A 6,559-nucleotide genomic window follows, 5' to 3' on the forward strand; every position below is an offset into this window, starting at 1 on the left:
AAGCTTTGTACTCGAGCCAGTAACTTTGCCGCTATGCCAAGGCCTCTCCCTTTGGGAGAGGTGGCAGTGAGTGTAACGAACTGACGGAGAAGGCTAGCCTGCTTTCTCCCGCGCTGCCGTTTGCCGTCCAGTCCTCTCCCGTGAAAAGCGAAAGCCGGAAAATCCGCAGATTTTCCGGCTTTCTTTCTATAATAATCGTTCCGCTAAAGATGCCCAGAGCGAAGCGGAGGGCATTTTAAATCGTCTGCTTCCCGCTGATATCACTCAAAATGATATTCCACCAGTTCGCAGTTTTTGATGCCCGCAGCTGCGTATTCCTCATTGGTCATATCGTAGAAATAGGACTGCACCACCCGGGCGATGCCGTTGTGGGCTACCAGCAGATAGGTCTTGCCGGTGTCGGCCTTCAGCTCGTCCAGCAGATTATAGATGCGCTGGGCCAGCTGCATCATGCTCTCGCCGCCGTCGTAGCGGTCGGCGAAGTGGGTTTTGGAAACGCGGAACTCGCCGCCGTTGCGGGGCGTGCCCTCGTATTTGCCAAAACACTGCTCCCGCAGGCGCGGCTCACACCGGGCGGGCAGGCCGGTGGCCTTGGCAATGGCCATGGCGGTGTCGGCGGCGCGGGACAGGGGAGAGTACAGGATCTCATCGATGTGCACCCCGCTGGCTTTGACGGCTTCGCCCAGCTTCCGGGCCTGCTGGCGGCCCCGCTCGGTGAGGGGGCTGTCGGTCATGCCGCAGATCTTGTTTTCAACGTTCCAGACGGTCTCTCCGTGGCGGGTGAAATAAAGCGTATGCATGGGTAGCTCCTTACTGGTCGTATCCCGCCTCGATCTCGCGGATGCGGGTGTAGAAAAAGTCGTTGGCAGGGGTGGGCATCCCGTACTTCTTGGCCCGCTGGCGCACCACACCGGCAAACTCCTCCACCTCGGTGGGGCGCTTTGCCAGCACATCCTGCCGCATGCTGGGCATGCCCTCGGGGTTAAAGGTGGGCATCATGGCATCGATGAACTGCACATCGTTGTCCGGCGGCAGGGGCACGCCCTCAAGGTTCGCCAGCCGGATGACCTCCTGCATGGCCGCGCGCATCATGTCCTGTGCTTCGCCGGGCTGGCGCAGGCCGCCGTAGGGCTGATCAAAGGCGGCTGCGGCCTGATTCAGGCCGTCATTCACCATCAGCTTGTTCCACTGCTTGTAAAGGATATCCCCACAGGGCTCGTTGGCAATGCCGCACTCGTCCAGATAGTCAGCCACGGCCTGCACACGGTCGGTCATCTCGCCGCTGCGCTCACCGAACTGGATCTTGCCCGCCTGATTGAACACCAGCGTGCGCCCGGTGCGGGTGGCATCCATGCCGATGGCAACGCTCCACAGGGTGTGGCCGGGATAGGCTGCATCAATGTGCTCCTCGCTGGTGATGCCGTTCAGCACGCTGAGGATCACGGTGTCCGGGCCAATGAACTTTGCAATGTCCTGAATGGCCTGTTCCAGCACCGTAGCCTTGACGGCCACCAGAAGCAGGTCTACCGGTTTGCCCTCGGCAGGGGTGACGTAACGGAAGCTGCACGCTTCGCCGTTGCAGACGACCGGTTCGGCAGAGTAGCGGGCAATGCGGTCCTCATCGGCAATGACCTGCACGCCGGGCATTTTGCGGCCGAACAGGATGCCCAGTGCGCCCAGACCGATCAGGGCAGAGGTTTTGATCTTTTTCATGTGTTCCTCCTGTGTTTATGCCTTTTTCAGCGTTCCGTCTGCGGTCAGGACGACCATGCTGCCCTCGTCGATGCCAAGGCGGGTGAGCTCTTTGTCCGGGTAGGGCAGGGTGCGCCGCTCCCCGGCGGGATCGGCCAGCGTGACATCGCACAGCACCGGCTGACCGGCGGGCAGCTCCTCGCAGCCATACATCTGCTCTTCAATGCGCAGAACGCGGTAGGTAGTCTCCATAGCAGCTAAACTCCTTTTTGTAAATACAGCATTTTTATTATAAAGCTCTGCGAGGGGCGCGTCAACCGCATTTGGCTTGACAGCCGGCCGCCCGGCTTGATAAAATAGGAATGATTTTTGGAACAGGGGGCAGTCACATGAATATTACGGAACTGCGTTATCTGGTGGCCATCCGCAAGTGGGGCTCGGTGAGCGCGGCGGCAAAGCAGCTGTATGCGGCCCAGCCCAATGTGAGCAAGGCGCTCAAGAATCTGGAAGAGGAATATGGCATCCGCATCTTTGAGCGCTCGTCCACCGGCATGATCCCCACCGAACAGGGACGGCATTTTATCCGGCAGGCAGAGCGGGTGCTGGATGAGGTGGACCGGCTGGATCTGGATGCCCGCAGCCGGCAGAGCAGCTGTGCGGAGCTGCGGGTGGTGCTGCCCCACGCCACCTACGCTTCCTACGCGACGGTGGATTTTTTGCAGCAGATGGCAGACAGCCAGCAGCTGCGGGTGCATATCCGGGAATCCGGCTCCATGGAAGCGCTGGACCATGTACTGCGGCGGGGCTATCATCTGGCCCTGCTGCGCTACGCGGAGGAGGATGAAGATTATTACCACCGCTACTGCGACCGTCACGGCCTGCACCGGGAGCCGGTGATGGAGTTTGAATACCGGCTGCTGACCAACCGCGAAGGCCCGCTGGCAAAGTGCGAAGTGACCGACATCACCCAGCTGAACAGCTATATGGAAGTCCTGCACGGTGATTTCCAGCTGCCCGGCGGTGAGGACAGCGGCCTGCGCTGGCATACGAACCCCAACCGCCGCATCCATGTGTATGAGCGGTGCAGCCAGTTTTCCATCCTACAGAACCTGCCCAATGCCTATATGTGGGCTTCGCCCATGCCAAAGCGGGCGCTGGAACAATACCATCTGGTGCTCAGGAAATGCCCGGCCCAGCGCCAGCGCATGAAGGATGTTCTGGTCTATCCGGAAAGGGGGACCCTGCGCCCGGAAGAGCAGACCTTTGTGCAGCTGCTGCACAAGCAGGCGGCGCTGACCGTGAAATGACCGCCGAAACCGGTTAAGAACTGGCAAAACATCGGAATGCGGAAAAACCGGAAAGCAAAGGAATTTGGCCGACAGCCGCAGCGCTTTATGCGCTGCGGCTGTCTTTTTGCTGATAAATCGAGCGAAAAAGAGACGAAACATCGGCTAAAAAACTTTGCGGCTATATGGTCTTTGATATGCCCCCATACCAGAAGCATATTATCATTTTTATGAAAAATATGTTAACATAGACCCAGAAAGCTGGCCGGGATGAATGGAAAATATGGAAAATGCTTCCATAATTCCGGCACAAAGAAAAAGGAGGTTTCTGGTATGATCAGTTTCTTACTCTGTCTGGCGATCCTGATCGTGGGCTACTTTGTCTATGGTAAGATTGTGGACAACACCTTCGGCCCGGACGACCGCGAAACGCCTGCTGTGCGCATCAATGACGGTGTGGACTACGTTGTGATGCCCCAGTGGAAGCTGTTCCTCGTTCAGCTGCTGAACATCGCCGGCCTTGGCCCCATCTTTGGTGCCATGCAGGGCGCATTGTGGGGGCCTGTGGTGTTCCTGTGGATCACCTTCGGCACCATCTTTGCAGGCGGCGTGCACGACTACTTCTCCGGCATGATGAGCGAGCGCAACGACGGCGCTTCCATCGCCGAGATCACCGGCAAGTACTTAGGCCCTGTGATGCAGAACGTCATGCGTGTGTTCTCGGTGGTGCTGCTCATCATGGTGGGTACTGTGTTCGCGGTGGGTCCCGCAGGCCTGATCGTGGAGCTGTGCAGTCAGAGCGGCGCTTCCGGCGTGCTCACCTCGCTGCTGTTCTGGCTCATCATTATTCTGGTGTACTACTTTATTGCAACCTTTATCTCCATTGATGCCGTCATTGGCAAGATCTACCCCATCTTTGGCATCTGCCTGATCATCATGGCCATCGGTGTCATCTTCGGCATCTTCACCAATCCCGCCTACACCATCCCGGAGATCTGGGATCACTTTGGCAGCATGCATCCGTCGGGCACTCCCATCTGGAGCTTCATGTTCATCACGGTGGCCTGCGGTGCAATCTCCGGCTTCCACTCCACCCAGTCGCCCCTGATGGCTCGCTGCATGAAGAGTGAAAAGCAGGGCCACTTCGTGTTCTACGGCGCAATGGTCTGCGAGGGCGTCATCGCTCTGATCTGGGCCGCTGCTGGCTGCAGCCTGTACGAGGTGACCGGCGGCCTGAACACCGGTCTGGCCGAAGCACTGGCCATGGGCCAGTCCAAGGCTATTTATGATGTCTGCTCCAAGACCATGGGCGGCGTTGGCATTGCTCTGGCAATGATCGGCGTTGTCATCTGCCCCATCACCTCCGGCGATACCGCGTTCCGTTCCGCTCGTCTGACTCTGGCCGACTGGTTCAAGATCGATCAGGACAGCTACGCAAACCGCCTGAAGCTCTGTGTTCCTGTGCTGGGCGTTGGTGCTTTCCTGGGCATCGGCAACGCACTGGGCTTCATCAACTACACCGTGATCTGGCGCTACTTCAGCTGGACCAACCAGACGCTGGCCATGATCGTTCTGTGGGCTGCATCCATGTACCTGTTCAAGGAGAAGAAGAACTACTGGATCACCGCTGTGCCCGCTACCTTCATGAGCGCGGTCTCTTCCACCTACTTCATTCTGGCTCCCGAATGCCTGGGCGGCCTGCTGAACGCCAAGACCGCAGAAGGCGCAACCATCTACAACACCGCCGTTGCATACCCCATCGGCATCATCTTTGCCATTGCAATGCTGGCAGTCTTCCTCCACGCAACGAAGAAGGCAGCCCAGAAGGCATGACACGATATATACAAAGATATATACAAATGATCTGCTGAATAAGGCACCCTCCGCTGAAATGGCTCGGCGGAGGGTGCCTTGTATTTTGCGGCGTTTCAGGCAAAGAAATCACGATTTGCGGAGAAAATTGAAAACGATTGAGCAACTTGCACAAAAGCAGGCCAGAAAGTTTGGCAGCAGCGGCTTTGACCGGTTCCGGGAAAGGTCTTTGCCGGGGAATTAAGAAAATTTGTCGTGAACGCGATAAAAATTCTTTGCGGGTATTCCGCGGAAGCATCTTGCCATATACTTTTTGATATGGGAACCATACCAGAAAAATATTAACTGCTTTATGAAAAAAGTGTTAACATGAAGCCAGAGATTGGTCAGAGCCGCAGCTGGGCACGCAAAATGCTGGCTGTGGTTTGAATCAAAAAGGAGGTTTCTGGTATGATTAGTTTCTTACTCTGTCTGGCGCTCTTGATCATCGGCTACTTTGTCTATGGCAAGATCGTTGACAACACGTTCGGACCGGACGACCGCGAAACTCCTGCTGTGCGCATCAACGACGGCGTTGACTACGTTGTGATGCCCCAGTGGAAGCTGTTCCTCGTCCAGCTGCTGAACATTGCAGGTCTGGGCCCCATCTTTGGTGCACTGCAGGGTGCTCTGTGGGGTCCCGTGGTGTTCCTGTGGATCACCTTCGGCACCATCTTTGCAGGTGGTGTGCATGACTACTTCTCCGGTATGATGAGTGAGCGCAACGATGGCGCATCCATCGCTGAGGTCACCGGCAGATACCTCGGACCTGTCATGCAGAACATCATGCGTGTGTTCTCTGTTGTGCTGCTGATCATGGTTGGTACCGTGTTCGCAGTGGGCCCCGCAGGCCTGATCGTTACCCTGTGCAAGAACAGCGGCATGTCCGGTCTGCTGACCACCACCCTGTTCTGGCTGATCATCATTCTGGTGTACTACTTCATCGCAACCTTTATTTCCATTGATGCCATCATCGGTAAGATCTACCCCGTGTTCGGCATCTGCCTGATCATCATGGCTGTGGGCGTTATCTTCGGCATCTTTACCAACCCCGCCTACACCATCCCCGAGATCTGGGCAAACTTCGGCAACATGCATCCGTCGGGCACTCCCATTTGGAGCTTCATGTTCATCACCGTTGCCTGCGGCGCTATCTCCGGCTTCCACTCCACCCAGTCGCCTCTGATGGCTCGCTGCATGAAGAGTGAGAAGCAGGGCCACTTCGTGTTCTACGGCGCAATGGTCTGCGAGGGCGTCATCGCTCTGATCTGGGCCGCTGCCGGCTGCGCACTGTACACCATCACCGACGGCAAGATGGCTGGTCTGGCCGAGGCTCTGGCTGCTGGTCAGTCTGCTGCCATCTACGACGTGTGTGCAAAGACCATGGGCGGCGTTGGCATTGCTCTGGCAATGATCGGCGTTGTCATCTGCCCCGTCACCTCCGGCGATACCGCGTTCCGTTCCGCTCGTCTGACCCTGGCCGACTGGCTCAAGATCGATCAGGACAGCTACGCAAACCGCCTGAAGCTCTGCATTCCGGTTCTGGGCGTTGGCGCTTTCCTTGGCATCGGCAACGCACTGGGCTTCATCAACTACACCGTGATCTGGCGCTACTTCAGCTGGACCAACCAGACGCTGGCCATGATCGTTCTGTGGGCTGCATCCATGTACCTGTTCAAGGAGAAGAAGAACTACTGGATCACCGCTGTGCCCGCTACCTTCATGAGCGC

At 57.3% G+C, this 6,559-nt stretch carries 6 protein-coding genes; 3 read left to right on the top strand and 3 right to left on the bottom strand.

Annotation, left to right across the window (positions count from 1 at the left end; genetic code table 11):
* Nucleotides 1–260 precede the first annotated feature (260 nt).
* From J3348_RS10075 to J3348_RS10085, 3 genes are read right to left on the bottom strand one after another with little or no spacing between them, the layout of a single operon-like run.
* Entirely contained in the window at nucleotides 261–800 is a 540-nt protein-coding gene (locus tag J3348_RS10075) for a histidine phosphatase family protein (RefSeq protein WP_207698902.1), read from the bottom strand.
* Nucleotides 801–810: 10 nt separating this feature from the next.
* Nucleotides 811–1,713, bottom strand: a complete 903-nt coding sequence (locus tag J3348_RS10080; protein ID WP_207698903.1) for a 2-dehydropantoate 2-reductase — start codon at nucleotides 1,711–1,713, stop codon at nucleotides 811–813.
* A gap of 15 nt (nucleotides 1,714–1,728) precedes the next feature.
* Nucleotides 1,729–1,944, bottom strand: a complete 216-nt coding sequence (locus J3348_RS10085) for a hypothetical protein (protein ID WP_005938496.1) — start codon at nucleotides 1,942–1,944, stop codon at nucleotides 1,729–1,731.
* Nucleotides 1,945–2,081: 137 nt separating this feature from the next.
* On the opposite strand from J3348_RS10085, the gene J3348_RS10090 reads away from it, so the two are divergent.
* The 3 genes from J3348_RS10090 to J3348_RS10100 all read left to right on the top strand — a co-directional run.
* A complete protein-coding gene (locus J3348_RS10090) occupies nucleotides 2,082–2,999 on the top strand; it encodes a LysR family transcriptional regulator (RefSeq protein WP_207698904.1) in 918 nt (305 codons plus the stop codon).
* Between the two features lie 312 nt (nucleotides 3,000–3,311).
* On the top strand, nucleotides 3,312–4,811 hold the full coding sequence (locus J3348_RS10095) for a carbon starvation CstA family protein (RefSeq protein WP_097781033.1): 1,500 nt from the start codon (nucleotides 3,312–3,314) through the stop codon (nucleotides 4,809–4,811).
* Nucleotides 4,812–5,240: 429 nt separating this feature from the next.
* Nucleotides 5,241–6,559, top strand: a 1,319-nt coding sequence (locus J3348_RS10100; RefSeq protein WP_097782254.1) for a carbon starvation CstA family protein, incomplete at its 3' end; no start/stop codon positions are given.

This window comes from Faecalibacterium sp. Marseille-Q4896 (assembly GCF_017377615.1).
In the GTDB taxonomy this organism is placed as follows: domain Bacteria; phylum Bacillota; class Clostridia; order Oscillospirales; family Ruminococcaceae; genus Faecalibacterium; species Faecalibacterium taiwanense.